The organism is Vreelandella neptunia, from assembly GCF_000712975.1.
Lineage (GTDB): Bacteria > Pseudomonadota > Gammaproteobacteria > Pseudomonadales > Halomonadaceae > Vreelandella > Vreelandella qaidamensis.
Map to the genome: position 1 here is coordinate 288,739 of NZ_JHQL01000003.1, position 24,156 is coordinate 312,894.

The following is a 24,156-nucleotide window of genomic DNA, read 5'->3' on the forward strand; positions in this document are numbered from 1 at the left end:
TCACTTCTCAATCGGTGTGTCGTCGCGGTTGCCCCACTCGCCCCAAGAGCCAGCGTAACCGCGCATATTAAAGCCTAACGCTTTACCAACAAGCCATGTAAAGCTGCTGCGATGATGACTTTGGCAGTGGGTGGCAATTTCCATCTCGGGTGTCAGGCCGAGCGCATCTAGCTCGGTGACGAGCTCGGCGTAGTCGCGAATACGTAAAGCGCGGTGGCGATCCATGACGTCAAGCCAGTCCATATTGACTGCGCCTGGTATATGGCCAAGGTGCTTGTTATTGCCCCTTTCACCATCGAACTCGCCTTTGGAGCGAGCGTCCCATACGGCGAACTGCTTATCATCAAGCTTTTGCTTGATTTCGTCACAGGTGATTAGGACCTGTGGGTTTAGAATCTCAGCGTGGTAGTCGCTGGGCGTCGGCGCGACGGCCTCGGAGCTCTCTTCCAGGCCAGCATCTCTCCACGCATGAATACCACCATTCAAATAGGAGTAGCGGGTATGGCCGATCAACTCCAATGTCCATAGCAGCCGTGCCGCCCAGCCACCGCCTTCATCATCATAGGCGACGACGTGAGTGTCGCGAGTAAGACCTAGTGCGCTAAACAGCCGTGAAAGGAACTCAACGGTGGGCACATCGTTAGGCACTGGCCCTTCGCCGCGCATCAGGTAGCGGAAATCAAGGTAGATGGCGCCCGGTACATGGCCTTGTCGATAACTATCGCCATTCGCTGGAACATCAATAATCAGCAGTTGTGGATCATCCAGGTGCTCTTGAAGCTGCTCTGGCTCAACAATCAGCGGCAGGAGATTGGTTTCCGATGAGTGGCTAGCGGTGCTCATTGATAGCTCCCTATCCTTAATAATTAACTGGGGCAATTAACTAAAATAATTCACATACAAAGCATGAGGTTAGTAATAGTTAAGCATTTAAGCTATCCAGAATGCGCCGATAGCTGGCAAAACGTTCTGGGTGAATCTTGCCTGCCTCGACAGCTTCAAGTAAAGCGCAGCCCGGCTCATTACGGTGACGGCAATCACGGAAGCGACAGTGTCCGATAAAGGGGTGAAATTCGATAAACCCTTCGGTGACCTCCTGCTCATCAAGGTGGATCAGGCCAAATTCACGAATGCCGGGGGAGTCAATTAGTTCGCCGTTGGTCACCTCATCACTGCTCATTGTATAAAGCCGAGCGGTAGTGGTGGTGTGGGTGCCTTTACGCGAGTCTTCTGACAGCGCGCCAATGCGCAAGGTTTCATCAGGGAGTAGCAGGTCAATCAACGATGATTTGCCAACGCCGCTCTGGCCGACAAACACCGATGTTCGCCCTTCAAGCTGCTGGCGCAGCTCATCTAGCCCCGTCTCAGTGGCCGTGGTGGTACGAACCACGGTATAGCCTAGGGAGCGGTAGCGCTCAAGCAGTTGCCCTAGCTTGCCGCCATCAGCTGGCAGCAGATCAGTTTTGTTCAGCACCAGCACGGGGACAATGCCGGTGGCTTCGGCGGCAACCAGATAGCGGTCAATCAGGTTGGGGTGGGGGGCAGGTTCAACAGCAAATACGATCAGCAATTGATCGATGTTGGCCGCAACCGGCTTTAACTGGCCCCGCGGGTCTGGGCGCTTAAGCACGCTGTCGCGCTCTTCGCGAGCCACAACCACGCCAGAACCGTCCTGGCCTGCTCGCCAGATCACCCGGTCGCCAGTGACCAAGCCTTCTAAATTGGCGCGAAGATGGCAACGTACGGGCGTGCCATTGGCATCGCGCACCTCTAACGTGCGCCCGAAGTGGGCCATTACTCGGCCGGGTTGCTCGGCCCCATATTCGCCTGCGGCAAGTTTTTCAGCGTCTTTCACATCGCGCTTTTCAGCACGTTGAGCACGTTCCGCCTGGACTTTATCGACTCGCCACTGTTGCTGGCGACTTAATTTACGTTTGCTCATGACCACCTGATGCTCGGTACAATAGTGGCATTGTACCCACCTGGGCAGTCTACTGTCCCGTATCGGGTGCTGGTGATGACAATATAAGCGATACTTTTACTCTAATCGCCCTCTTAAGTGGCGATACTGGCCAAGGAATGAACGTAATGAGCGAACAAACTACTGCCAACGTTTCCCCGCGAGATGATTTGCTGGTGTGGATAGACCTGGAGATGACCGGCCTGGACCCCAACAAAGAGCGCATCATCGAGGTGGCCACCCTGATTACCGATGCTGATTTAAACGTCGTAGCGGAAGGCCCTGTGATCGCAGTGAAACAGCCAGATAGCCAGCTGGCTCAAATGGATGACTGGAATCAAAAGACCCACGGGGAGAGTGGGCTGGTAGCGCGTGTCAAGGCAAGCACTGTGAGCAGTGCCGAAGCCGAGCAGCAAACGCTCGACTTTCTTCGCCACTACGTGGTGTCAGGCTCGTCGCCCATGTGCGGCAATAGTATTCACCAGGATCGGCGTTTTTTAGAGCGTGAAATGCCAGCGCTTTGGGCGTTCTTCCATTACCGCAATTTGGACGTGTCGACTGTTAAGGAATTGGCAAAGCGCTGGAATCCAGGCGCCTTGGCAGGGTTTAAAAAGCAGAATGTCCATCTGGCGATGGATGACATTAAGGAGTCGATTGCTGAATTGGCTCACTATCGCAGCACATTCTTACGCCTCGAAACGGTAACCGACGAAGAGGAGTAAGGTGGTTGCGACGAGCGGTTGAGAAGCGTGGTTAAGAAAAGTGGTTAAGAGGCGTCAGTAGCAATGTTCGCGCCGCGCTTGAGGCGCTGCTCCTCAAGCGCCCAAGTAACGTGCTCACGCACTAAACTGCTTGGGTAGGCCCTTCTTGCCCACAAGGCTGCCTCTACCGCGGGACTCCAGGGCGCATTGCCAAGGCCAACGGCGAGATTGCGCAGCCAGCGTTCATAGCCAATCCGGCGAATCGGGCTACCCGCGGTTTTATCCAAAAACTCATCTTCGCCCCAGGCAAACAGGCTTATAAGATCAGCGCGGTCAAGGTCATGACGTGGTGCAAAATCACGCTCTTGGGTGGCGCGGGTAAAACGAGTAAAGGGGCACACTAGCTGACAGTCGTCGCAGCCATAAATACGGTTGCCCATAGCGCGGCGAAACTCAATCGGTATGGCTCCATGTAACTCTATGGTGAGGTAGGAGATACACTTGCGGGAGTCAACGACTTTGTCGTCCACAATGGCACCCGTTGGACAAGCGCTGCGGCAAGCGCTACAGCTGCCACAGTGTTCCTGAGTAAATGGTGCATCGATAGGAAGCGGCAAGTCGGTATACAGCTCGCCGAGAAAAAATAGCGAACCCGCCTTGGGGTTAAGTAGCATCGCGTTTTTTCCAAACCAACCCAGGCCCGCTTTTTGTGCTAAAGCACGCTCCATAACAGGCGCAGAGTCGACAAACGCACGATAACCAAACGCGCCGACTTCTTGCTCGATCTGTTTAGCCAGCTGCGCCAATCGTTTGCGCATTAATTTATGATAATCGCGACCTAGGGCGTAGCGTGAGACATAGGCAAGATTAGGCCTGCCAAGCACTTTTGCGCTTTCTACGTCAGCGGGCAGGTAGTCTAAACGCACGCTGATTACCCGCTGGGTGCCGGGCTCAAGCTCTTCTGGACGGGTACGTTTAGTACCATGCTTCGCCATAAAGCCCATTTCACCGTGATAGCCCTTCGCAAGCCAATTGTTCAGGTGTGCTTCATGATCAGCTAGCTGGGTGTCTGTGATGCCTACTTGCTGAAAACCAAGCTCACGGCCCCAGGTTTTGATTAGCTCCGCAAGGCGCGTTAGGTCATCATTAGACAGTGAAAAGGTGGTAGAACTTTGCATGGTAAATCAACGTTAGCGCGTTAAGCGCGCTATGCTAACGCATAAGTGGTTATCAACACACTATCGCCTACCGTAACTAGATTAAGGAGAGATCGTGCCCACGTTAAGTACTTCCTCGCTACGCCCCCTTTATACCGCGGCTCAAGTGCGTGAACTTGATCGGCGTACGATTGCCGGTGGCATTGAAAGTTTTGCCTTAATGCAGCGAGCAGCCTCCAGTGCCTGGCACAGCTTTCGTTCTCGTTGGCCGCAGGCGCGAAGTGTGACGGTGCTTTGCGGTAGCGGCAATAATGGTGGTGATGGCCACGTGCTTGCGGCACTTGCGATGCAGTCCGGACTTAAAGTGCAGCGCATTTCGCTTAGGCCTTTAGGCACGTTAACTGGTGATGTTGCACGTGCTGCTGAACTCGCGTCAGCGGCGGGCGTTGGCTTTGATGAGTGGCAGCCAAGCACCACACTGGTGGGCGAGGTGATTGTCGATGCACTACTGGGTACTGGGCTATCAGGTGACGTTGCCGGAGAAATAAGGCAAGTGATTGAAGCGATCAATGCGTCGCATCAGCCCGTGTTGGCGCTGGATATTCCCTCTGGAATCTCGGCAGATACAGGGGCAGTGATGGGGTTAGCTGTTGCGGCAGCCTGCACGGTGACGTTTATAGGCGACAAAATTGGCCTGCACACGGGTGATGCGCCTGCCTATACGGGCGAAATTGATTTTCGTCCGCTAGGTGTTAAAGCCCAGGCCTTTTTTGATATTCCACCAACCGCCTGGCGTTTAAATGATGAGCTGCTTGCTGAGGCTTTTGCACCCCGCTCGCGTATTAGCCATAAAGGTGACTTAGGGCATGTGCTGGTAATGGGGGGGGCACCAGGGTTTGGTGGCGCTGCCTTGCTGGCTTCGCAAGCTGCTGCGCGCTTAGGGGCCGGTAAGGTAAGTTTGGCAACCGCACCCGAGCATGTGGTCGCAAGTTTAGTCCGTTGCCCAGAGGTGATGGCTCATGGTGTTCGTGGCGGAGCTGACGCGAGCCTGTTACCCGCTGCGGATGTGGTGGTAGTAGGACCTGGCCTTGGGCAAGATGCTTGGGGGCAGGCGATATTACAACAGGCCTTGCAATCAGATGTACCGTTGATCGTTGATGCGGATGCGTTAAATCTGTTGGCCAGCCGCTGGCCCGATGTTCGCCGTGATAATTGGGTGTTAACACCGCACCCCGGTGAGGCGGCTCGGTTGCTAGGCTGCTCCGTTGCGGATATTCAAGCGGATCGTCCTGCGGCTGTCCGTGCACTTCAGCGGGCCCGAGGCGGCGTTGTGATCTTAAAAGGTGCGGGCAGCTTGGTGGCTGGCCCCAGTGGACTTGTGGTGTGCCCATACGGCAACCCTGGTATGGCTAGCGGTGGCATGGGGGACGTGCTGAGCGGCATGCTGGGCACTCTGGTTGCTCAGAGCGATAGTGTAGAGCGCGGCACATGGCTTGGAGTGATGGTGCATGCACAAGCAGGTGATGAAGCGGTTAAAACAGCGGGTGAACGTGGCCTGCTGGCAAGCGATCTGGCATCCTATGCACGAGTCTTAATTAACCCGTGAAGGCGGCCTACATGCAAGTGCAATTGAATGATGAAGTGGCCCACGTTGCTTTTGGTGAGGCATTGGGGGAAGCGCTGAAAGGCCACGGGCGTGTTTATTTGGAAGGCGACTTAGGCGCAGGTAAAACAACACTGACACGCGGTATATTGCGCGCTTATGGTTACCAGGGAGCGGTTAAAAGCCCTACCTATACGTTGGTAGAGCCCTATGAGTTAGGTGCGCAACGCATTTATCATTTAGATCTGTATCGTTTAGCAGACCCAGAAGAGCTTGAGTTTATTGGTGGGCGAGACGTGCTTGCCGATGAAGCGCTGTGTTTAATTGAGTGGCCGAGCCGAGGTCAAGGGTGGCTTCCTGCGCCTGATGTTCGAGTAACGCTAGAGGTGGATGATCCTGGGCGCTTAGTAACGCTAACCGCAGAAACCAGCTTGGGTGAACGGGTAATAAGCGAGTTGGTTGATAAGCGGTGCAACGAGCAGCTCGACAGTGGTGGAATTCGATGGCAATAAAAAGCGTACTCAGCTACTTGGCACGCAGCGTGTCGGTTGGCGTTGTTATTATGGCGGCGGGTGCTTCAGTGCTGCAGGCGGCAACGGTAGAAAGTATGCGGCTATGGTCAGCCCCAGATCATGCGCGTTTGGTGTTTGACCTTACGGCAGCGGCGAACGCCAATGTGTTCTCTCTTGAGAACCCGTCGCGGTTAGTGATTGATCTTGATGACAGCTACTTAGATACCGATGTGTCAACACTTCCCTTGAACGGTAGCGCTATCGACGAAGTGCGCACCGGTGTACGTGATGGCGGCGGCTTGAGAGTCGTATTAGAGCTTAATCGTCAGATATCTCCACGTCACTTTACGTTACCTCCTAATGACCAATATGGGCATCGTTTAGTGGTTGACCTTGAATATCCTGGTGAGAGTGCGGTTGAAAATCCGATTGACCCTATAGAGGCGATGATTCGTGATCAAGAAATACTCGCCCAACGAGCAAATACACAGGCACAAGCTCAGTCTCAGGCGCAGTCCGAGCCCCAGCCCCAGGAGCAAGTAACGAGACCATCGCAAGCTCCCCAGGAGTCGGCCGTTGAGGTTCAGCCTGCCCAGCCACATCCGCGGCGGGATATCATTATCGCGATTGATGCAGGGCACGGCGGTGAAGACCCTGGAGCTATTGGCCCGGCAGGAACACGAGAAAAAGACGTTGTATTAGAAATTTCGCGACGTTTAGCAGCAGAAGTGAATGGTACCCATGGCTTCAAGGCAGTTCTCATTCGCGACGGCGATTACTATCTTGGGCTTCGCCAGCGTACGCAGCTAGCCCGTGAACAGAAGGCTGACTTTTTTGTGTCGATTCACGCCGATGCCTTTACCAGTCCGCGGCCTCAAGGAAGCTCTGTTTATGCGCTTTCCCAGCGAGGAGCAACGTCTGAAACGGCTCAATGGCTTGCTGATAGTGAAAACCGTTCGGATCTGATCGGTGGTGTCGACGGTAATCTCTCCCTGCGCGATAAAGATCAAGTGCTGCGCGGTGTGCTGCTGGACCTCACAATGACGGCGACGTTAAACGATTCGTTATCGATCGGTGGGCAGGTGCTTGATCAATTAGGGCGTATCAATCGTCTCCATAAATCTCGTGTTGAACAGGCTGGGTTTATGGTGCTGAAATCGCCTGATATTCCGTCGCTACTTATTGAAGTTGGCTTTATTTCTAATCCCGATGAAGAGCGTCGCTTACGTGATCCGGTGCATCAGCGTGGGTTATCAACGGCCATTTTTAATGGTTTGCGTGATCACTTTGAGCGAAACCCTCCGCCTGCAAGCCTACTGGCGTGGCAGCGTGACAATCAGCGTCGCCCAAGCGGAAATGAATACCGTATTCAATCAGGAGATACGCTGTCAGCGATTGCGGTACGTCACGGTGTGCCAGTGAACCAGCTCAAACAGGCCAATGATATTAACGGTGACGTTATTCGTGTCGGTCAGGTGTTACGCATTCCGCGTTCATAATCATAAGTCCCGAGGTGACGGTTGTCTGAATTGATCTCTTCGCCAACGCGTATTCATGTGCTTGATCCCCGGTTGGCAAACCAAATCGCCGCGGGGGAAGTGGTTGAGCGCCCTTCTTCAGTAACGAAAGAGCTGATTGAGAATGCTATTGATGCTGGCAGTCAGCGCATTGAAGTGGAGATAGAGCAAGGTGGCGCACGGCTTATTAAAGTACGTGATGATGGTATTGGCATTGGCGAACAAGACTTACCCCTAGCGCTTGCTCGCCACGCGACCAGCAAAATCAATAGTCTTGAAGATCTAGAGGGCGTGAGTTCACTGGGGTTTCGAGGCGAAGCGTTGGCTTCGATCAGCTCGGTCTCGCGGCTGGAGCTAATCTCTAATGCGGAAGATGACCCCCGCCAAGGGTGGCGAGTGACTGCTGAGGGGCGTGGTATGGAGGCGCGAGTGACGCCTGCACCTCACCCACGGGGTACCAGCGTTTCAGTACGGGATCTGTTTTTTAACACGCCCGCACGGCGCAAATTTTTACGTACCGAAAAAACAGAATTTGCCCATGTTGAAGAGGCTTTTCGTCGCCAGGCGTTATCTCGTTACGATGTCGCCTGGGTGCTACGTCATAACCAGAAGGTGATTCACCAGCTACCGCCGGGTGTGACACCAGCCGCACGCGAGCGGCGTATTGCTTCTCTACTAGGTAAAAACTTTATTGAGCATGCCCGTTATATTGAGCGAGAAGCGGGTGGGTTACGTATTAGTGGTTGGGTCGGCTTGCCCACACACTCTCGCTCCCAGGCGGATCAGCAATACTTTTTTGTGAATGGCCGTGTGGTGCGCGATCGTTTAGTCGCCCATGCGGTGCGTCAGGCTTATCGTGATGTGTTGTATAACGGGCGTCATCCAGTGTTTGTGCTTTACCTGGAACTTGATCCTGATGTCGTCGACGTCAACGTGCACCCAACCAAGCATGAAGTGCGCTTTCGCGATGGCCGTATGGTGCACGATTTTCTTTACTCTAGTTTGCACCACTGTCTGGCGTCTTCTAAACCAAATGACGGTGAGCAAGAAGTGGGCCAGGGTCAGCCTACAGAGCCAACTGCTGAACCAGCCGATGAAGTGAGCGTGTCTGAGGCGAAAGGCCAAGGTCAAGCGCCACCCCCCCGTTGGCAGCAGCAAGGCATGGCGCTATCAGACTCCCCTGATCGGCATCCGGGGGGCGAGCGAGTGCGCCGTTTTATGCAAGGCTATCAAGCGTTACATCCTGATCATGAGGAGACACTATTAACGCCGCAGCCAAGGGGACCTGGCGTTATTTCCTCACCAAAGGCCACGGAGGTGCGTGAGGCGCCGTTGGCAATGCCAGAGCATGATGCTACTGCGGCACCTCCATTGGGCTTTGCGCTAGGGCAGTTGCACGGTGTTTATATTTTGGCGCAAAACGCCCAGGGGTTGGTGCTCGTAGACATGCATGCTGCTCACGAGCGAATTGTTTATGAGCGCATGAAGAGCCAACTGGCCGCAGCTAACGGAATTGATACACAGCCGTTGCTGGTGCCTGTTTCCCTGGCTGCCAGCCGCACCGAAGTGGCAACGGCTGAAAGCGAGCGCGACGCCATTGCCCAGCTTGGCGTTGAGCTAGATGTGGCGGGCCCGGAAACCTTGCTAGTTCGTCAATTACCAGCCCTATTGGCTCAGGCAGATCCAGAAGCCCTGATACGTCAAATGCTAGAAGAACTCTCGCGCTATGGGCGAACTCATCAAGTCGAGGCACGTATACATGAATTGCTATCAACCATGGCGTGTCATGGTAGCGTGCGCGCTAACAGGCGTTTAACTATCGATGAAATGAATGCGCTGTTACGCGATATGGAGCGCACTGAGCGAAGCGACCAGTGCAACCATGGCCGCCCAACGTGGACACAAATGAGCATGAAAGCACTCGACCGCCTATTCTTACGTGGGCAATAGTGGTGTGGTCAGTGAAGACGCGGCCAGAAAATACAAACAAAGGAGTGCTGAAAGCAAATGGTTGACACACGCCCCTGGGCGATTTTTTTAATGGGGCCAACGGCAGCCGGCAAAACTGATACGGCGATAGCGCTACATGAGCGATTGGGGCATGAGCTGATTAGCGTAGACTCTGCGATGGTGTATCGCGGGATGAATATTGGTAGTGCTAAGCCGAGTGCGGCTGAGTTAGCGCGTGCACCGCATCGTTTGATTGATATTCGCGATCCAAGTGAGCCTTATTCTGCCGCCGATTTCCGTGAAGATGCGTTGCAGGAGATGCGGCAAATCAGCGCGGCCGGCAGCGTGCCATTATTGGTCGGTGGGACGATGCTCTATTTCAAACGGCTGGTGGAAGGCGTAGCCAACTTGCCCTCCGCCGACGCCGATATACGCCAACAGCTGGACGCTATCAGACAAGATGAAGGGCTAGCGGCGTTGCATCGTATGCTGGCTGACGTGGATAGTGTGTCTGCGCAGCGGATTCATCCAAACGACCCGCAACGCCTTATGCGCGCGCTTGAAGTTTATTATGCAAGTGGCCGACCGATGAGTGAGCTGTGGGCAGAACAGCAGCCAGAAACCTTTCCCTGGCGGGTGATGTCGATAGCGTTAGCGCCTAGCGATCGCCACTGGTTACACAGTCGTATTGCTGTGCGTTTCAAAACAATGTTAGCTGAAGGCTTGATAGATGAGGTTGCCGCCCTCAAACAACGCCCTGATGTTCATCTTGGCTTGCCAGCAATGAAGAGTGTTGGCTATCGTCAAGTATGGGAATACTTAGACGGCGTTTACGACGAAAGCGAGTTAGTCGAACGAGGTGTGATAGCAACGCGTCAACTCGCTAAGCGTCAGCTTACTTGGTTACGAAGTTGGCCATCACTAACATGGGTAGACTCGCAGCAGCCCAACGTGTTGGATAAGGTGCTGAAATTCGTGCGTGAAAGCGGTGCTTAGCGTAAGATAGTGATTTCGTAAGCAAGTGTTTTCGAGTGGCCGGCTGGCTCTTTTGACAACGCCAAGCCTTTCGGGCAACAAGATTGCGGCGTAGCACCAGTAGGGCGCGCCATTTATAACCAACCCCAACGACAGTTTTAGGGAGAGCAACATGTCCAAAGGGCAGTCCCTTCAAGACCCGTACCTGAACATTTTGCGCAAGGAGCGCATTCCGGTCTCTATTTTCCTGGTGAACGGCATTAAATTGCAGGGCCAGATTGAATCATTTGACCAGTTTGTCATTTTGTTGCGCAATACCGTCAGTCAGATGGTTTATAAACACGCTATTTCCACGGTAGTGCCTTCGCGCAATGTGCGCTTACCGGTACAAGATCCAGCCGCGCCTGATGCGGACATCTAACACCGCTGGATAGCTTGAGAGTCCACGAGGTATTGATTGTTTTTTGAACGCCCAGATGCCGGTGAAACGGCAGTACTTGTTCACGTTGATTTTCATGCTGAACAAGCACGTGAAGACCCGGGTGAGTTTTTGGAGCTCGTGCGCTCTGCTGGTGCAGAGCCCGCGACGCTACTCACTGCTAGCCGACAACGCCCTGATTCCCGTACGTTTATTGGGTCAGGCAAGTTGGAAGAGCTGCGAGCATTGCTCGCAGCTCACCAAGCAGAACTGGTGATCTTCAACCATAGTTTAAGCCCTTCCCAAGAGCGTAATCTTGAGCATGAGCTTAAGTGTCGAGTACTTGATCGCACAGGTCTAATACTTGATATTTTTGCACAGCGGGCACGAACCCATGAGGGTAAGCTGCAGGTAGAGCTTGCTCAGCTTGAATATATGTCTACTCGCTTAGTGCGAGGGTGGACACACTTAGAACGTCAAAAAGGCGGAATTGGCTTGCGTGGTCCTGGCGAAACACAGCTAGAAACCGACCGCCGCTTGTTACGTGGACGCATCAAGTCAATTCACAAGCGGCTGGACAAAGTACGCAGCCAGCGTGACCAGAATCGTCGCGCCCGTTCACGCGCTGAAATCCACAGCGTTTCATTAGTTGGTTACACCAATGCCGGTAAATCGACGCTGTTTAACGCGCTTACTGATGCCAAGGTATATGCTGCTGACCAGTTGTTTGCCACACTTGACCCCACCCTTCGTCGTCTCGAAGTCGAAGACGTAGGGCCGGTGGTGATGGCTGATACGGTAGGCTTTATTCGTCACTTACCGCATAAGCTCGTCGAAGCCTTTCGGGCAACACTTCAAGAGGCTGCAGAAGCATCATTGCTGGTGCATGTAATTGATGCCGCGGATCCTGATCGCGACGCCAACGTTGAGCAAGTTGATCGTGTGCTTAAAGAGATAGGCGCTGATAGTGTGCCAGTTCTCAAAGTCATGAATAAAATCGACCGGCTAGATAGTGCGCCACGTATTGAGCGCGATGGTCATGGTGTCCCTGAAGTAGTATGGCTTTCTGCTCAGCAGGGGCAGGGGCTTGATTTGCTGCATGAGGCGCTAACCGAGCGGCTAGCCAATGATGTTATTAGCTTCTCGCTAACACTGACGCCAGAGCAAGGTAAGCTTCGTGCCGGTTTGCATGAGCTGAACGCAGTGCGTAGAGAGTATTTTGATGAGCAAGGGCAGTCTGTTTTAGATGTGCGCTTGCCCAGACGTGATTTTAATCAGCTCATGGCCCAACTTGGTGAGCGTGCCAACACTTATTTACCCGTCGCATTACGTGAAATAAATGAATGGTAGCTAACCAGGCTGCTAGGCGTATGTGAACTTGGGTAGAAGTATGGTACAAGATTTATATAGCAATAATATGAAAAGCACCGGCCTTGCTAACCGTAAGGCTAAGTGCAGGTGAACACCTTAGTGGAGAAGACGTATGGCCTGGAATGAGCCTGGTGGTGGCAACCAGCACGACCCCTGGAGTGGTGGTGGCCGACGTGGCAGTAATAACGGCGGTGACCGCGGCGGCAATAATGGTGGAGGTAATAATGGTGGCAACAATCAAGGTCCTCCCGACCTTGACGAGGCACTAAAAAAATTCCAAGACAAGCTAAACGGAATGCTAGGTGGTAGTGGCAAGAAAGGCAGTGGCGGTAACGGGAGTGGTAAGAGCGGTGGCGGTAAGCCTCGTAATTCTCTTGCGCTTCCTGGTCTACTGGTCATTGTTGCCTTGGCTATTTGGGCCGCTTCTGGTTTCTACTTAGTCGATCAGTCCGAGCGTGGTGTTGTGCTACGCTTCGGCGAGTATCAGGGCATCGTAGATCCTGGTCTACAGTGGAACCCACCGCTGATCGATGATGTGCGTATGGTAAACGTGACCCGCGTGCGGTCAGTTTCTCAAACGCAGTCAATGCTGACGCGAGATGAAAACATCGTTGAAGTGGAAATTTCTGCGCAGTACCAGGTGGCTAATCCTCGTGACTTCGTCTTAAACGTGCGTGATCCAGCGCTTTCCATCGAAAATGCATTGGACTCTGCTTTGCGTCACGTTGTCGGCGGTACGGATATGATCGATATCTTGACCTCTGGGCGTGAGATTCTGGGTAGTTCTGTTGCAAGCCGACTTCAATCTTATCTGGATGCTTACGGTGCTGGTATTCGTTTGCAGACAATTAACATTGAGTCCACGTCAGCGCCTGCGCCCGTTATTGATGCGTTCGATGATGTTATTCGTGCACGTGAAGATCGTCAGCGTACGATCAACGAAGGGATGGCCTACGCCAATGCCATTATTCCTGCGGCACAAGGTCAAGCGCAGCGTGTCGTTGAGCAGGGCCAAGGTTATCGGGAGTCGGTTGTCGCTGAAGCGCAAGGTCAAGCTAACCGCTTTACCGCATTGCTAACCGAGTATCGCAATGCGCCTGACATCATGCGTGAGCGTATGTACCTAGATGCGATTGAAGATGTCTTTGGAAAAACGCCCAAAGTATTGCTGGATGTAAGTGAAAATGCTCCTTTGATGTATTTGCCACTGGACCAAATGCGTGGCGAAAGCTCGGGTAGCGATAACGCTTCTTCCAATACGGGCAGTAGCGGTGAATCAATCGATCCGCGGGTGTTGGACTCATTGCGGGGAAACCAAGGTAGTTCTTCATCCTCGTCATCCAGTAATCCTATCCGCAGGGAGGGCCGCTAAATGATTAATAATCGATCCCTTCTAATCGTAGGTGGCTTGGCCGCTGTGGCTTGGCTGGCTAGTAATAGCTTGTATGTAGTCGATGAGACTCAGCGCGCCGTAAAGCTACGCTTTGGTGAAGTCATTGAGGAGAACATTCAGCCAGGGCTGCATGTTAAAATCCCAATCGCTCAAACGATTCGTAAATTTGATACGCGTTTGCTGACGCTTGACACTGATACTAGCCGCTATCTAACGCTTGAGCAGAAAGCGGTTATTGTGGACTCCTACGTTAAGTGGCAGGTGATTAACCCCACGCGTTACTACGAGGCCACTGCGGGTGACGAATTAATGGCGATTCGCCTAATTCAACCGCGTGTAGATGAAAGCTTACGTAACGAGTTTGGTCGCTTGAATCTTCAGGAAATTATCGCTGAGCGCCGCGATGACCTGATGACAGGACCAACTGCAGAGCTTGATGAGCTGATGCGCGATGAGCTGGGTGTTGCAATTCGTGACATTCGTATCAAGCGTATCGACTTACCAGAAGATGTATCGGCAGCGGTATTCGAGCGGATGCGTTCTGAGCGTGAACGTGAAGCTCGGGAGTGGCGCGCTCAGGGGCAGGAAGAGGCCGAGCGTATTCGTGCTAATGCTGATCGTCGCCGTCAAGTACTGCTTGCCCAGGCTAATGAGCGTTCTGAAACATTGCGTGGTGAAGGTGATGCAGAAGCGGCAGCGATTTTCTCACAGGCCTATGGACAGGATCAGGAATTCTTCGCCTTCTGGCGCAGCTTGAACGCATACCGTGAAAGCTTCGCAGGCGATAACAACCTGTTGGTGCTGGAACCAGATAGTGATTTCTTCCGCTATCTACGCAGTGCAGCCCCTGGCAACGCTGAGTAATTATTGCGTTTAGCCCCGCTAGGTTATGCAATCTCAGCGGGGTTTATCTGGCGCACAAACGTGATAGACTTAATTAACCGGGCGTCGCCCGGTTTTTTTGTGGCCCTTATTTCGCTAGCGCTTGTCTATGAACGCCTAAAACGCGTCATAAGGTAGCTGCGTTTGGGCCTTCATTGTCTCGCAGGATTGTTCACATGACCATCGCTGACCGCTGGCTATTGCCCGACGGCATGGATGAGGTGCTGCCGCCTCAGGCAAGCCGCATGGAAGAGCTGCGCCGCGCGCTGCTTGATATCTACCATTGCTGGGGCTACGACCAAGTAATGCCACCGCCGGTGGAGTTTTTGGACTCCTTGCTTACGGGTACCGGTACCGATCTAGATCTTCAGACCTTTAAATTAACTGACCAGCTCACGGGCCGAATGATGGGTGCATCTGCCGATGTGACCCCACAGGTAGCGCGTATGGACGCTCACTCGCTAAAGCGCCAAGGGCCCGTTCGGTTGTGCTACTGCACAAACGTTCTTCGTGCTAAAGCCGACCAGCACCAGGGCGGTCGAAGTCCTGTGCAGGTGGGTGTCGAACTGTTTGGTCACGCAGGTTTAGAGGCTGACGGTGAAATTATTCATTTGGCTCTGGCCAGCTTAAAAGCCGCCGGCGCTGATGAAATTCATTTGGCGCTGGGCCATATTGGCATTTATCGTAGCCTTGTTGAGGCGGCTGCGCTCAGCGATGAGCAAGAGCGTGCGCTGTTTGAAGCGTTAGCGCTTAAGTCGCCCGGCCAATTAGCTGAGCTGGTTCGCCGGAGCGTCAGCGACCCAGCCTTGGCAGATATGCTAATAGCGCTTGGTGAACTGCATGGTGATGCGAGCGTGTTAAGGCAAGCTCGAGACCGTTTTGCTGGTGCCCCAGCGCCGGTAATGGCGGCACTTGATCAGTTGGAAGCGCTTTATAAAGGCGTGTTGGCGCGTTTTAATGTTTCGCTCTATTTTGATTTGGCAGAGCTGCGCGGTTATCAATATCACACTGGCATGATGTTTGCCGCCTATGTGCCCGGCTATGGTCATGCACTAGCTAAAGGCGGACGCTATGATGACACTGGTCGTGCTTTTGGCCGTGCGCGTCCGGCGACTGGTTTCTCCATGGATTTAAAACAACTGGCATCGCTGGCCTCAGCTTCACCCCGTCAGGGTGCTATTTGGGCGCCTGCCCAAGAAGAAGAGTCGCTTAACGCTGCCATTGCCACGCTGCGTGAGCAGGGTGAACGCGTGATTCAAGCGCTGCCTGGGCAGCGTACTGGGCCGGCGGAGCACAATTGTGACCGCCGTCTTGAGTTTATTGACGGTCGTTGGCAGACAACGGCCCTGACACAAGAGACGAGTGCATAATGGGTAAGAATGTCGTAGTCCTGGGTACCCAATGGGGTGATGAAGGCAAAGGCAAGATTGTTGACCTGCTCACCGAGTCAGCCTCAGCGGTGGTGCGCTTTCAAGGCGGTCATAATGCTGGCCACACGCTGGTGATTGACGGTGAGAAAACGGTTCTTCACCTGATTCCTTCCGGTGTGCTGCGCCCAGGTAAAACCTGCGTGATCGGTAATGGCGTTGTGTTATCGCCTGAAGCGCTGATCAAAGAGATTCGCGAGCTTGAAGAGAAGGGCGTGCCGGTACGCGAGCGCCTGCGTTTGTCGCCTGCTTGCCCGTTAATCCTGCCCTACCATGTGCGTTTAGATCAAGCACGTGAAAAGGCTCGCGGCATTGCTAAAATTGGCACGACTGGTCGTGGGATCGGACCTGCTTACGAAGATAAAGTAGCCCGTCGTGGTCTGCGCTTAGGCGATATGCTTCACCGTGAGCGTTTTGCCTCGAAGCTTGGTGAGGTGTTGGACTACCACAACTTTGTATTGGTGAACTATCACGGTGAGCCAGCGGTAGACTTCCAGGAAGTGTTGGACACTGCTATGCAGATGGCCGAAGAGCTACGGCCTATGGTCACAGACACCGTTAGTATGGTGCACGATCTTCGTAAAGCCGGTGAGAATATTCTGTTTGAGGGTGCTCAAGGTTCGCTGTTGGATATTGATCATGGTACCTACCCCTACGTTACCAGTTCCAATACCACGGCAGGTGGTACGGCTACCGGCTCAGGCGTGGGCCCGCTTTACCTAGACTACGTACTAGGTATCACCAAAGCTTACACCACTCGTGTTGGTTCCGGCCCCTTCCCAACCGAGCTTTTTGACGACCATGGCCGTCATTTAGCCGAGCGTGGGCATGAGTTTGGAGCAACCACTGGTCGCCCGCGCCGTTGTGGCTGGTTTGACGCCGTAGCGTTACGCCATGCTGTACAGATCAATTCAGTCTCTGGTATCTGCTTAACCAAGCTTGATGTGTTGGATGGACTGGAAAATATCCGCGTCTGTGTAGGCTATCGCAGCAAAGATGGCGATGTTTTGGATAATCCAGTTGATTCAGAAGGCTATGAAGCCGTCGAGCCGCTTTACCATGATCTGCCAGGCTGGAAAGAGTCCACCTTGGGCGCTAAGCGGGTTGAAGACCTGCCAGCAAACGCTCGTTCTTATATTAGCTTCTTAGAAGAGCAGGTGGGCACCAGCATCGACATTATCTCAACCGGTCCTGACCGCGTGGAGACAATTGTTTTGCGTAACCCGTTTGATGGCTAAACCAGTAGTATTCCACGACTAATTAGTGTGATGGTTAGTGGCTGAAGCTATTAAGTGATTGAAAAAAGGGGCGATTAGATCGCCCCTTTTTCTTTAAAGCAAGTTCTTTAAAGCAAGTTCTTTAAAGCAAGCATATTAAAACTAAAAATCGATACCACGACGAGCCTGTAAGCCATTGTTGAAAGCGTGACGTACTTCTTGCATTTCTGTCACTGTGTCGGCCATTGCTACTAAATCTCGATGTGCATTGCGTCCGGTAATAATTACTGTTTGTTCCTGTGGGCGGTTGATCAATGCTTGTTTAACTGTATCAATATCTAAGTAGCCGAATTTCAACATATAGGTAATTTCATCTAGTACCACTAAATACGTGTCTGGATCAGCGAGCATTTTTTCAGCCTCTTGCCACACTTTTTGGCAAGCTTGGGTATCTGCCTCGCGGTTTTGAGTGTCCCAGGTAAAGCCTGTTGCCATAATGGCAACGCTTAGGTTGGCATCATCTTCAAGTCGGTTGCGTTCCCCGCACTCCCACAGCCCCTTAATAAACTGCACGACACCAACCTTATACCCATAGCCAAGCGAGCGGGTGACAGTGCCCCACGCGGCGGTGGTCTTGCCTTTGCCATTTCCCGTGTTTATCAATAACAGCCCACGTTGTTCAGTGGCGTTGGCAACTTTCTCGTCAACTCGGGCTTTCAGTTTTTCCATCGACGCTTTGTGACGTGCATCGCGATCGCTCATGGTATGTACCCATTGGCAAGTGATTAATTCAGTGGCGGTTAGGGTAATTCATCCGGCGTCAATTTAACATTGCCAAAGATAAGGTTTGTATAGTTATTGAGAGGTATTGTTAAGCTTTTGGGTGTCGATATTGGAGTTGATGAGTCACATTATTTAAGAGAATTGGCCGGTTGGGGTCTAGCTGCTCTAGAATAGTGGGTCATGTCTTACCAGGAAAATTGCCATGCCCTCATTTGATATTGTGTCAGAGTTTGATCAGCACGAAGCGTCCAACGCTGTCGATCAGGCAAACCGTGAAGTGCAAACACGTTTTGATTTTAAAGGCGTCGATGCCAGCTTTACCCTCGAGGGTGAAAAGGTTCAGCTTGAAGCGCAGGTGGATTTTCAGCTTCAGCAAATGATCGACGTATTGCGCAACCGCCTAATCGCCCGTGGTATTGATGCCCGCTGTATGGATATTCAAGACCCAGTGTTATCTGGAGTGAAGGCTCGTCAGGAAATCATCCTTAAGCAGGGGCTCGACCAAGCTGAAGCCAAAGATGTGGTTAAGCGTATCAAAGCCAGTAAGCTAAAGGTACAGGCTCAAATTCAGGGTGAAAAAGTACGCGTTACGGGTAAAAAACGCGACGATTTACAGAGCGTGATGGCGCTTTTACGTGGCGAAGAGGGGCCTGAATTACCGCTACAGTTCGATAACTTCCGTGATTAATTACCACGTTAGATAGTAAGGCGATGGAGCAGCATTAGACGCTGCCCCATCAAATAATTTATAAGCTTACAGGAGTCACGCACTATGTCTGATCCGCAGCCGGTTTATTTAAGCGACTACCAGCCGCCCGCCTACCAAGTTACCCATACCGAGCTGACGTTTGATCTTGACCCTGCAGCAACCCGCGTGAAAGCACGCCTGCATATAGAGCGTCATTCCAGCGCTGATTCACAGGCGCCGCTAGTACTTAACGGTGAACAACTGACGCTAATATCAGTCGCTATTGATGGTAACTCTTTGCCTGATGCTGCGTATCAGCTAACAGATGAGGTGCTGCACATAGCAGATGTGCCAGAGGCTTTCATGCTGGAGAGTGAGGTGGAAATTGCTCCCAGCAGCAACACGGCACTGGAAGGGCTATACCAATCTAACGGCATGTATTGCACCCAATGCGAAGCAGAAGGCTTTCGGAGAATTACTTACTACCCCGATCGTCCTGATGTGATGGCCACCTTTAAAGTAACGGTGATTGGCAATGCCACCAGTGAGCCAGTGCTGCTCGCTAATGGTAACCCTATTAACCAAGGTGTATTAGAAAATGGCCGCCACTTTGCGATATGGGAAGACCCGCACCCGAAACCTTGCTATCTGTTCGCGTTGGTCGCCGGTAATCTGCATAAGGTGGAAGACTCTTTTGAAACTGTGAGCGGCCGCAATGTGACGCTACAGCTGTGGGTTGAGCAAGAAAACCTAGACAAAACCGAGCATGCTATGGCCTCTCTCAAGCGTGCCATGGCATGGGACGAACAGGTTTATGGGCGTGAATACGATCTTGACCTGTTTATGATTGTGGCGGTGAATGACTTCAATATGGGGGCAATGGAAAATAAAGGACTTAATATATTTAATTCCGCCGCAGTACTAACCCATCCCAATACCGCCACCGACGCCACCTTCCAAAATGTGGAGGGGATTGTTGCCCATGAATACTTCCATAACTGGTCGGGCAATCGAGTGACTTGTCGCGATTGGTTCCAGCTCTCTTTAAAAGAGGGTTTTACGGTCTTTCGTGACCAGTGTTTTTCCGCCGATACTAATTCAGCTCCCGTTAAACGCATTCAAGATGTCTCGTTTTTCCGCACGGCCCAGTTTGCCGAAGATGCAGGGCCAACGGCACATCCTATCCGACCAGACCACTTTATTGAAATTACCAACTTCTACACCCTGACGATTTATGAAAAAGGGGCAGAGGTTGTGCGTATGCTGCGTAATTTACTGGGTTGGGAAGACTTCCGTCGCGGCTCAGATCTTTATTTTGAGCGTTTTGATGGGCAGGCAGTCACCATAGAAGACTTTGTGGGCTGTATGGCCGAAGTATCTGGCGCGGATCTTAACCAATTTATGCGTTGGTACTCCCAGGCAGGCACCCCTGAAATCGATGCGCACGGCGAGTACGATTACGCTCATGCGGAGTATCATCTCACTCTGCGCCAGCGTACCCCCGCCACCCCTGGGCAGCCAGAAAAACTGCCACTACATATTCCTGTGCGTATGGGGCTAGTGGGTACCAAGTCAGGTCAGGACCTGACATTAACGTTGTCAGGTGAAAAGCTGGGCAAAGATGCTGTAATTCATCTCACTGACGATGAGCAAACGTTTGTCTTTACTGACGTTGCTGAAGCACCGGTTCCTTCACTGCTACGCGATTTTTCGGCACCTGTAAAACTGCATTTTCCCTATTCACGTGAAGATCTTGCGTTTTTACTGACTCATGATAGCGATGGCTTTAACCGTTGGGATGCGGGGCAGCGGCTTGCCATGCTGGCGCTAGATGATCTGATCGCTGCGCATCGTAATGGTGTTGAAAAGGTCATGGATACTCGCGTTGTTGAAGCATTTAGAACGCTGCTTACCGGTGCTATGAGCGATAAAGCGGTGCTTGCTGAAATGCTAACGCTACCCTCTGAAGCTTACATCGCCGAGCAGCAACCCATCGTTGATGTGGATGCGATCCATGCCGCTCGCGAATTTGTGCGACAGTCCTTGGCGGTTGCGCTTCGTGATGAATTTGTCGCCGTGTATAAAGCGAATCAAAGCGATGAGCCTTATGCGCCAACGCCTGAACAGATTGCCCAGCGTAGCCTCAAAAATATCGCCTTAACCTATTTAATGGCGATTGAGGACGAAGAGGGCATTGCGTTTTGTGAAACGCAGTTTGCTGCGGAACATAACATGACCGATGTTCGCCATGCGCTGACGTTGTTGGTGCATAGCGACCGTGATGATATAGCGTCTCCTGCATTGAAAGCATTTGGCGAAAAATGGGCACACGATCCGCTGGTTATGGATCAGTGGTTTACCATACAGGTTTCACGCCCGCAGTCTGATGTTCTCGATCGTGTTCAGTATTTAATGCAGCATCCCGCATTTTCAATCAAGAATCCTAATAAAGTGCGCGCGCTGATAGGCGCATTTGCCCAAAATCGGGTTAATTTCCATCGCTTAGACGGTAAGGGATACGCACTGTTAGCTGATGTGGTTATCGAGCTAAATCGTTTAAATCCTGAAATAGCTGCACGTCTAGTAACACCATTGACACGGTGGCAGCGTTTTGACGAAGAGCGTCAACAGTTAATGCGTGATGAACTTGTACGTATTAAGCAAGAGCCGCTATCGTCTAATGTGTTTGAAGTTGTTGAGAAAGCGCTGGCATAAGATATACCAGTGAATAAACCATGGAGAGGGAAGGCGCCGGTGACAGAGATACAGCAGCACTATTTACTGATTATTAACGGTAAGTCTGCCGGTAACCCGGCGCTGCGTGACGCTGTTGAACAGCAGCGTAAGGCAGGGATGCCGATTACCGTACGTTCGACTTGGGAAGGGGGCGACGCCGCTGACTTTGCTGCCCAGTCGGTTGAGCTGGGCGCTACGCGGGTGATTGCCTGTGGCGGCGATGGAACCGTTAATGAAGTGGTGAACGGGCTAATGCGGATCGCCCATGATCGGCGTCCTGCACTAGGCATTGTGCCGTTAGGCAGTGCCAATGATTTTGCTACTTCTCTTGGCTTGCCGTTAGAGCCAGGGCCAGCGCTCGAAGCCGCCGGGCGTTTGTCATCCTCGCCGATAGATGTGGTCAGAATAACCGCTCAATCAGCTACTGAAGAAGCCATCAGCTATTATATCAATATGTTGACCGGTGGTTTTGGCGCTGAAATAACGTCATCGACTCCCAAAACGCTGAAGCGCATGTTGGGTGGAGGTGCCTATTCCTTGATGGGAGCGCTAAAAGCTTGGCGGCACCGAAGCTATCGCGGCACGTTGTCTTGGGGTGATCAGCAGCAAGAAGCCTCCCTTTTACTTCTTGCACTAGGTAATGGGCGTCAGTCGGGTGGTGGGCAAGTATTAGCGCCAAGAGCCAAGCTCGACGATGGTCGTTTCGATGTGCTGCTAGTCAAGGATTTTTCATCGGCGGCCGAACTGCCAACCTTGTTAAATGAGCTGCAGCAATTCCCATCTGAAGGGCGCTTTGTGCGCTACTTTACCGCCAACCAGCTATCTGTAACGACCCAGCCAGATGATGAGCCTTGGCCGTTAACCTTAGATGGAGAGGCGCGTCGTTATGAACGCTTTTGCGTCGAAGTAGTGCCGCTTGCCCTAAAGGTGCTGTTGCCAGAAGGGTGTTTGCTACTGACGGCTAATGATCGCCACTAATTATGTATTATATGAATCGCTATTAAGGAGAAAATCCAATGGGAAATCGCTTTTGGATGCCGCTACTGGCCAGTCTCGCGCTTCTGCTAAGCGCCTGCGGCGACACCCAGGAAGATACCGCTGTAAATGAAGAGAACACCTCTAGTAGCGACGTTGATGCTCAACAGGCATCATCTGAAGACGGCAGCGAAGCGGCGGATGACGCGGCTAGTACTGAGGATACCGAAGATGATATTGAAGCGCGTCAAGCGGCAGAGGAGTTAGAAGAAGCGGAGGCACTGAGAGATGACGAAAATAATGCATCGGAAACCTCAGTTTCGCCCAATAATGATGAGATGGAAGCAGGTGAAGATACGCTTGCAGCTGATCCAGAAGATGCACTCGATGAAGCCAGTGCCATGCCTGGTGAAACCACCCGTTCAGATGTCGATGATGTTATTGCTGAAACCGAGCGTCGCTTTGAAGAAGCTCAGCGTCGCTTAGATGAGCAGTTTAAAGAAGTAGAGCAGCAAACACCGGCCTTGGAACCAATGGATGGCGACGCTCCCACCCCAAGTTGGGAAACGGAGTCCAGCTTACCTGGTACGTCTGAGTTAGATGATAATTTAGAAGCCACCGACGTAGATGCGCTGATCGAAGACACTGAGCGTCGTTTTGAAGAAGCGCAAAAGCGTTTAGAAGAGCAGTTTGAGGCCCTAGAGCGTGAACGGCCGGTAAGTGAGAGTATGAACAGTGCGGGTGAGGAGCAAGCAGCTGAGCGCGTTCAGGAATAATGTGCTTATATCACCAGTAAAGACAGACATCATCAGTAAAGACAAATAAGGCCCGCTTTTGAGCGGGCCTTGTTGTATTCCTCTGGTATTAGACCGGACGAATGTTAGAAGCCTGAAGGCCTTTTTTACCCTGAGTTACTTCAAAGCTGACTTTTTGACCGTCTTGCAGGGTCTTGAAGCCTTCAGCTTGAATTTCGGAGAAGTGGGCAAACAGATCGTCACCGCCGTCATCAGGAGAGATGAAGCCGTAACCTTTAGTCTCGTTAAACCACTTGACAGTACCAGTCGCCATCGTCCATATCCTTAACATGCTTAATGATTGAGCGAGCATTCGTAGTAAATGCCTGCCAAAATCACTTTAGAAGTAAATAATTGAGACGTCCAGCTGTGGGCTTAAGATTTTTTAAACGTTTGGTGGGCTTATTCTTATGATGGAAATCAGCTTTATTGATGCACAGTTTGTCCCTTTTCTGGTGGCAATAACGCTGCTATCCATTAGTCCAGGGGTCGATACGTTATTAGTTATTCGCAATACTGCTCGTGGAGGTGTTCGAGATGGTATTGCAACCAGTCTTGCTATTTGCTGTGGGTTATTCGTCCACGCGACTATTTCTGCGTTGGGTATCTCGTTGATACTGCTGCAATCGGCCTGGGCATTTCATATGCTTAAACTAGTGGGGGCGGCTTACCTGATTTGGCTAGGCATCTCCAGCCTGCTGGCGGCGCGCCGCGGTACCCCCTTACCTGTTCGGGGCGTAATGACAAGCTGCTCACCCGTTTCGTTTTGGCAGCCCATCAAAGAAGGATTGCTTTCCAATATACTGAACCCCAAAACCGTTGTGTTTTATATGGCATTTTTACCCCAATTTATTTCACCGACTGACCCTGCGCTGCTGAAATCGTTATGGTTAGCAGGGATTCATTTCGTGATTGCCAATATCTGGCAAATTAGCGTGGTACTAATGGTGGGGGGAGCAAGTAAATGGTTGGCTAGTGCACGTTTTGCACAAACGCTCAATGCCGCAACAGGCGTGGTGCTGGTGGTGTTTGGCGTTCGTTTGGCGTTAGAGCAGCGCCCGGTATAACTGGGCGCTGTATCAGTGGAAGATAGGCGA

22 protein-coding genes are annotated in these 24,156 nt (G+C 52.2%); 17 read left to right on the forward strand and 5 right to left on the reverse strand.

From position 1 onward, the window contains the following. Both CR46_RS0109350 and rsgA read right to left on the reverse strand, forming a co-directional pair. Positions 1–843, reverse strand: a complete 843-nt coding sequence (locus CR46_RS0109350; RefSeq protein ID WP_030072193.1) for a sulfurtransferase — start codon at positions 841–843, stop codon at positions 1–3. Positions 844–922: 79 nt separating this feature from the next. Beyond that, complete coding sequence (gene rsgA / locus CR46_RS0109355) at positions 923–1,942, reverse strand: small ribosomal subunit biogenesis GTPase RsgA (protein WP_030072195.1); 1,020 nt, start codon at positions 1,940–1,942, stop codon at positions 923–925. Between the two features lie 146 nt (positions 1,943–2,088). On the opposite strand from rsgA, the gene orn reads away from it, so the two are divergent. Further along, on the forward strand, positions 2,089–2,682 hold the full coding sequence (gene orn, locus CR46_RS0109360) for an oligoribonuclease (protein WP_030072197.1): 594 nt from the start codon (positions 2,089–2,091) through the stop codon (positions 2,680–2,682). Positions 2,683–2,726: 44 nt separating this feature from the next. Here the strand turns inward: orn and queG are convergent, their stop codons facing one another. Continuing rightward, positions 2,727–3,839, reverse strand: a complete 1,113-nt coding sequence (gene queG, locus CR46_RS0109365; protein WP_030072199.1) for a tRNA epoxyqueuosine(34) reductase QueG — start codon at positions 3,837–3,839, stop codon at positions 2,727–2,729. 94 nt (positions 3,840–3,933) lie between these two features. Here queG and CR46_RS0109370 point away from each other — a divergent pair, with 94 nt between their 5' ends. From CR46_RS0109370 to CR46_RS0109420, 11 genes are all read left to right on the forward strand, one after another. Next, the gene (locus CR46_RS0109370; protein WP_030072201.1) at positions 3,934–5,424 is read left to right on the forward strand and encodes a bifunctional ADP-dependent NAD(P)H-hydrate dehydratase/NAD(P)H-hydrate epimerase; all 1,491 of its coding nucleotides are present in this window, start codon (positions 3,934–3,936) and stop codon (positions 5,422–5,424) included. Between the two features lie 11 nt (positions 5,425–5,435). Next, complete coding sequence (gene tsaE, locus CR46_RS0109375; RefSeq protein WP_030072203.1) at positions 5,436–5,933, forward strand: tRNA (adenosine(37)-N6)-threonylcarbamoyltransferase complex ATPase subunit type 1 TsaE; 498 nt, start codon at positions 5,436–5,438, stop codon at positions 5,931–5,933. A gap of 50 nt (positions 5,934–5,983) precedes the next feature. Continuing rightward, the gene (locus tag CR46_RS0109380; RefSeq protein WP_232222379.1) at positions 5,984–7,432 is read left to right on the forward strand and encodes an N-acetylmuramoyl-L-alanine amidase; all 1,449 of its coding nucleotides are present in this window, start codon (positions 5,984–5,986) and stop codon (positions 7,430–7,432) included. 21 nt (positions 7,433–7,453) lie between these two features. Continuing rightward, complete coding sequence (mutL, locus tag CR46_RS0109385) at positions 7,454–9,400, forward strand: DNA mismatch repair endonuclease MutL (protein WP_404813836.1); 1,947 nt, start codon at positions 7,454–7,456, stop codon at positions 9,398–9,400. 57 nt (positions 9,401–9,457) lie between these two features. Then, on the forward strand, positions 9,458–10,396 hold the full coding sequence (miaA, locus tag CR46_RS0109390; RefSeq protein ID WP_030072209.1) for a tRNA (adenosine(37)-N6)-dimethylallyltransferase MiaA: 939 nt from the start codon (positions 9,458–9,460) through the stop codon (positions 10,394–10,396). Between the two features lie 151 nt (positions 10,397–10,547). Then, entirely contained in the window at positions 10,548–10,796 is a 249-nt protein-coding gene (gene hfq / locus CR46_RS0109395; RefSeq protein WP_030072211.1) for an RNA chaperone Hfq, read from the forward strand. A 36-nt stretch (positions 10,797–10,832) separates the two neighbouring features. Next, a complete protein-coding gene (hflX, locus tag CR46_RS0109400; RefSeq protein ID WP_030072213.1) occupies positions 10,833–12,143 on the forward strand; it encodes a ribosome rescue GTPase HflX in 1,311 nt (436 codons plus the stop codon). Between the two features lie 133 nt (positions 12,144–12,276). After that, positions 12,277–13,536: an FtsH protease activity modulator HflK gene (hflK, locus tag CR46_RS0109405; protein WP_030072215.1), complete on the forward strand. Its 1,260-nt coding sequence runs from the start codon at positions 12,277–12,279 to the stop codon at positions 13,534–13,536. Beyond that, entirely contained in the window at positions 13,537–14,421 is an 885-nt protein-coding gene (gene hflC, locus CR46_RS0109410; RefSeq protein ID WP_030072217.1) for a protease modulator HflC, read from the forward strand. It abuts the gene before it with no gap. 194 nt (positions 14,422–14,615) lie between these two features. After that, positions 14,616–15,809: an ATP phosphoribosyltransferase regulatory subunit gene (locus CR46_RS0109415; RefSeq protein WP_030072218.1), complete on the forward strand. Its 1,194-nt coding sequence runs from the start codon at positions 14,616–14,618 to the stop codon at positions 15,807–15,809. Then, positions 15,809–17,104 carry an adenylosuccinate synthase gene (locus tag CR46_RS0109420; RefSeq protein WP_030072221.1) on the forward strand — a complete coding sequence of 432 codons (1,296 nt, stop codon included), beginning with the start codon at positions 15,809–15,811 and terminating at the stop codon, positions 17,102–17,104. The genes CR46_RS0109415 and CR46_RS0109420 overlap by 1 nt, the downstream gene beginning before the upstream one ends. Before the next feature lie 141 nt (positions 17,105–17,245). On the opposite strand, the gene cobO is transcribed toward CR46_RS0109420, so the two are convergent. Then, entirely contained in the window at positions 17,246–17,845 is a 600-nt protein-coding gene (cobO, locus tag CR46_RS0109425; RefSeq protein ID WP_030072223.1) for a cob(I)yrinic acid a,c-diamide adenosyltransferase, read from the reverse strand. Between the two features lie 223 nt (positions 17,846–18,068). Between cobO and CR46_RS0109430 the strand changes: the two genes are divergently transcribed. From CR46_RS0109430 to CR46_RS0109445, 4 genes are all read left to right on the forward strand, one after another. Beyond that, a complete protein-coding gene (locus CR46_RS0109430; protein WP_030072225.1) occupies positions 18,069–18,554 on the forward strand; it encodes a YajQ family cyclic di-GMP-binding protein in 486 nt (161 codons plus the stop codon). Between the two features lie 84 nt (positions 18,555–18,638). Beyond that, the gene (gene pepN / locus CR46_RS0109435; RefSeq protein WP_030072227.1) at positions 18,639–21,269 is read left to right on the forward strand and encodes an aminopeptidase N; all 2,631 of its coding nucleotides are present in this window, start codon (positions 18,639–18,641) and stop codon (positions 21,267–21,269) included. Between the two features lie 39 nt (positions 21,270–21,308). Then, positions 21,309–22,268: a lipid kinase YegS gene (gene yegS / locus CR46_RS0109440; protein ID WP_030072228.1), complete on the forward strand. Its 960-nt coding sequence runs from the start codon at positions 21,309–21,311 to the stop codon at positions 22,266–22,268. Between the two features lie 38 nt (positions 22,269–22,306). Beyond that, complete coding sequence (locus tag CR46_RS0109445) at positions 22,307–23,041, forward strand: hypothetical protein (protein WP_030072229.1); 735 nt, start codon at positions 22,307–22,309, stop codon at positions 23,039–23,041. 88 nt (positions 23,042–23,129) lie between these two features. On the opposite strand, the gene CR46_RS0109450 is transcribed toward CR46_RS0109445, so the two are convergent. After that, the gene (locus CR46_RS0109450) at positions 23,130–23,333 is read right to left on the reverse strand and encodes a cold-shock protein (RefSeq protein ID WP_009721950.1); all 204 of its coding nucleotides are present in this window, start codon (positions 23,331–23,333) and stop codon (positions 23,130–23,132) included. A 136-nt stretch (positions 23,334–23,469) separates the two neighbouring features. Between CR46_RS0109450 and CR46_RS0109455 the strand changes: the two genes are divergently transcribed. Next, positions 23,470–24,126, forward strand: a complete 657-nt coding sequence (locus CR46_RS0109455; protein WP_030072233.1) for a LysE family translocator — start codon at positions 23,470–23,472, stop codon at positions 24,124–24,126. Positions 24,127–24,156: the final 30 nt, after the last annotated feature.

Bases quoted from the DNA above. Each gene is read 5' to 3' on its own strand.
- rsgA (WP_030072195.1), bottom strand. From the start codon at position 1,942: ATGAGCAAACGTAAATTAAGTCGCCAGCAACAGTGGCGAGTCGATAAA.
- CR46_RS0109380 (WP_232222379.1), top strand. From the start codon at position 5,984: ATGGCGGCGGGTGCTTCAGTGCTGCAGGCGGCAACGGTAGAAAGTATG.
- queG (WP_030072199.1), bottom strand. From the start codon at position 3,839: ATGCAAAGTTCTACCACCTTTTCACTGTCTAATGATGACCTAACGCGC.
- CR46_RS0109350 (WP_030072193.1), bottom strand. From the start codon at position 843: ATGAGCACCGCTAGCCACTCATCGGAAACCAATCTCCTGCCGCTGATT.
- hfq (WP_030072211.1), top strand. From the start codon at position 10,548: ATGTCCAAAGGGCAGTCCCTTCAAGACCCGTACCTGAACATTTTGCGC.
- miaA (WP_030072209.1), top strand. From the start codon at position 9,458: ATGGTTGACACACGCCCCTGGGCGATTTTTTTAATGGGGCCAACGGCA.
- CR46_RS0109445 (WP_030072229.1), top strand. From the start codon at position 22,307: ATGGGAAATCGCTTTTGGATGCCGCTACTGGCCAGTCTCGCGCTTCTG.
- CR46_RS0109420 (WP_030072221.1), top strand. From the start codon at position 15,809: ATGGGTAAGAATGTCGTAGTCCTGGGTACCCAATGGGGTGATGAAGGC.
- hflK (WP_030072215.1), top strand. From the start codon at position 12,277: ATGGCCTGGAATGAGCCTGGTGGTGGCAACCAGCACGACCCCTGGAGT.
- hflC (WP_030072217.1), top strand. From the start codon at position 13,537: ATGATTAATAATCGATCCCTTCTAATCGTAGGTGGCTTGGCCGCTGTG.
- CR46_RS0109455 (WP_030072233.1), top strand. From the start codon at position 23,470: ATGATGGAAATCAGCTTTATTGATGCACAGTTTGTCCCTTTTCTGGTG.
- CR46_RS0109430 (WP_030072225.1), top strand. From the start codon at position 18,069: ATGCCCTCATTTGATATTGTGTCAGAGTTTGATCAGCACGAAGCGTCC.
- CR46_RS0109450 (WP_009721950.1), bottom strand. From the start codon at position 23,333: ATGGCGACTGGTACTGTCAAGTGGTTTAACGAGACTAAAGGTTACGGC.
- tsaE (WP_030072203.1), top strand. From the start codon at position 5,436: ATGCAAGTGCAATTGAATGATGAAGTGGCCCACGTTGCTTTTGGTGAG.
- CR46_RS0109415 (WP_030072218.1), top strand. From the start codon at position 14,616: ATGACCATCGCTGACCGCTGGCTATTGCCCGACGGCATGGATGAGGTG.
- orn (WP_030072197.1), top strand. From the start codon at position 2,089: ATGAGCGAACAAACTACTGCCAACGTTTCCCCGCGAGATGATTTGCTG.
- cobO (WP_030072223.1), bottom strand. From the start codon at position 17,845: ATGAGCGATCGCGATGCACGTCACAAAGCGTCGATGGAAAAACTGAAA.
- pepN (WP_030072227.1), top strand. From the start codon at position 18,639: ATGTCTGATCCGCAGCCGGTTTATTTAAGCGACTACCAGCCGCCCGCC.